Origin of the sequence: uncultured Streptococcus sp. (assembly GCF_901875575.1) — a bacterium.
Lineage (GTDB): Bacteria > Bacillota > Bacilli > Lactobacillales > Streptococcaceae > Streptococcus.
On sequence record NZ_CABFMF010000031.1, the window covers coordinates 1 to 1,987 of the forward strand.

The 1,987-nt window shown below is 40.5% G+C and carries 3 protein-coding genes and 1 pseudogene; 3 read left to right on the forward strand and 1 reads right to left on the reverse strand.

Annotation, left to right across the window (positions count from 1 at the left end; translation table 11 throughout):
• The 3 genes and pseudogenes from QZ114_RS06940 to QZ114_RS06950 all read left to right on the forward strand — a co-directional run.
• Positions 1-204 (forward strand): annotated as a pseudogene (locus QZ114_RS06940) (hypothetical protein); the annotation flags it as partial.
• Between the two features lie 145 nt (positions 205-349).
• Positions 350-1,414, forward strand: coding sequence for a glutamyl aminopeptidase (pepA, locus tag QZ114_RS06945; protein ID WP_295501384.1), 1,065 nt, complete (start codon positions 350-352; stop codon positions 1,412-1,414).
• 20 nt (positions 1,415-1,434) lie between these two features.
• A complete protein-coding gene (locus QZ114_RS06950) occupies positions 1,435-1,731 on the forward strand; it encodes a bacteriocin immunity protein (RefSeq protein WP_295501387.1) in 297 nt (98 codons plus the stop codon).
• Positions 1,732-1,769: 38 nt separating this feature from the next.
• Here the strand turns inward: QZ114_RS06950 and QZ114_RS06955 are convergent.
• Positions 1,770-1,987, reverse strand: a 218-nt coding sequence (locus QZ114_RS06955) for a transposase (protein ID WP_295501390.1), incomplete at its 5' end; no start/stop codon positions are given.

The window sequence follows — 1,987 nt, forward strand, 5'->3', positions numbered from 1 at the left end:
GTCGCAACCATGCAAAAAGCAACGGCAAATCCGTTGCTTTTTTTGGAGATAAGGGACTATTGTACCAGACTCTTTTTTCGAGGTTCTTTTGTCCTGCTCTTGTTGCAATTAACTATAGTAAGTATTTTGAATAATTTATTAGTTAATATTTTTCTGAAATTAAATTATTTTGTTAATGGTTTGGGGAGCAAGTTATTTGGTTAGTTTTTAGTTAAATAAATAATGAGTATTCTCTAGCAAAATTAGAATTTGAGATATTTAAAAAACTAATTTTTAAAACCAGAATAACTTTCCTCTATCCTTCTCCTATAAAAAGTGGTAAAATGGATGACAGAAAGAAGGAACTGATATGACAACATTATTTTCGAAAATCAAAGAAGTAACAGAACTTGCTGCAATCTCGGGTCACGAAGCCCCTGTACGTGCTTATCTTCGTGAAAAGTTGACACCGCACGTGGATGAAGTAGTGACAGATGGCTTGGGCGGTATTTTCGGGATTAAACATTCAGAAGTCACCGATGCTCCTCGTGTCTTGGTCGCTTCTCATATGGATGAAGTTGGTTTTATGGTTAGCGAAATCAAGCCAGATGGTACCTTCCGTGTCGTTGAAATCGGTGGTTGGAACCCTATGGTGGTTAGTAGCCAACGTTTTAAACTCTTTACTCGCGATGGTCGTGAAATTCCAGTGATTTCAGGTTCAGTCCCTCCACATTTGACACGTGGAACAGGTGGACCAACCATGCCTGCTATTGCAGATATCATTTTTGATGGTGGTTTTGCGGATAAGGCTGAAGCAGAAAGCTTTGGTATCCGTCCTGGTGACACGATTGTACCTGATAGTAGTGCTATCTTGACAGCTAATGAAAAAAATATCATCTCAAAAGCTTGGGACAACCGCTACGGGGTTCTTATGGTGAGTGAGCTAGCAAAAGCTCTTTCAGGCCAAAAACTCGGAAATGAACTCTATCTTGGCTCTAACGTCCAAGAAGAGGTTGGTCTCCGTGGTGCTCATACTTCCACAACCAAGTTTGATCCAGAAGTTTTCCTAGCAGTAGACTGTTCACCAGCAGGTGATGTCTACGGTGGTCAAGGAAAGATTGGGGATGGAACCTTGATTCGCTTCTATGATCCAGGTCACTTGCTTCTCCCAGGGATGAAGGATTTCCTTTTGACAACGGCTGAAGAAGCTGGGATCAAGTATCAATACTACTGTGGCAAAGGCGGAACAGACGCTGGAACAGCTCATCTGAAAAATGGTGGTGTCCCATCTACAACGATTGGTGTCTGCGCTCGTTATATCCATTCTCACCAAACACTTTATGCAATGGATGACTTCCTAGAAGCGCAAGCTTTCTTACAAGCCTTGGTGAAGAAATTGGATCGTTCAACAGTTGATTTGATTAAAAATTATTAAACATAAGGGAGGTGGTAGGGATGGTAGAACCAAACCTAGAAAGTCTTATAAAAGATCTTTACAATCATGCTAGACATGATTTGAGTGAAGATTTAGTTGCTGCTCTCCTAGAAACTGCTAAAAAACTGCCTACTACAAATGGGCAATTGCTGGCAGTTCGTCTCTCAGGCCTGGTCAATCGTGAATTGCTCCTTAATCCCAAACATCCGGCACCTGAGTTGCTCAACTTGGCTCGCTTTATCAAAATAGAAGAAGCCAAGTACCGAGGAACCGCAGCTTCTGCGATTATGTATGGGGAGCTCTTTAAAATGCTTTGATTCCATTGTGAATCAAAGCATTTTTCTATATGGTATAGTCAATTGAAACAAGAGCAGGATAAAAGGGCCTCGAAAAAAGTATTACAACTCGGTAATACTTTTTTGATATGCTTTTTGATATGAGCCCATGTTTTCTCAATAGGATTGTACTCAGGTGAGTAGTGAGGAAGAGGTAAAAGTTTATGCCCAAACTCTTCACACAAGAGTTCTAGCTTACCCATTCTATGGAATCTTGCATTATCCATAATAATAACTG

Coding starts and splice junctions, on each gene's coding strand:
- pepA (WP_295501384.1), top strand. CDS start 350: ATGACAACATTATTTTCGAAAATCAAAGAAGTAACAGAACTTGCTGCA.
- QZ114_RS06950 (WP_295501387.1), top strand. CDS start 1,435: ATGGTAGAACCAAACCTAGAAAGTCTTATAAAAGATCTTTACAATCAT.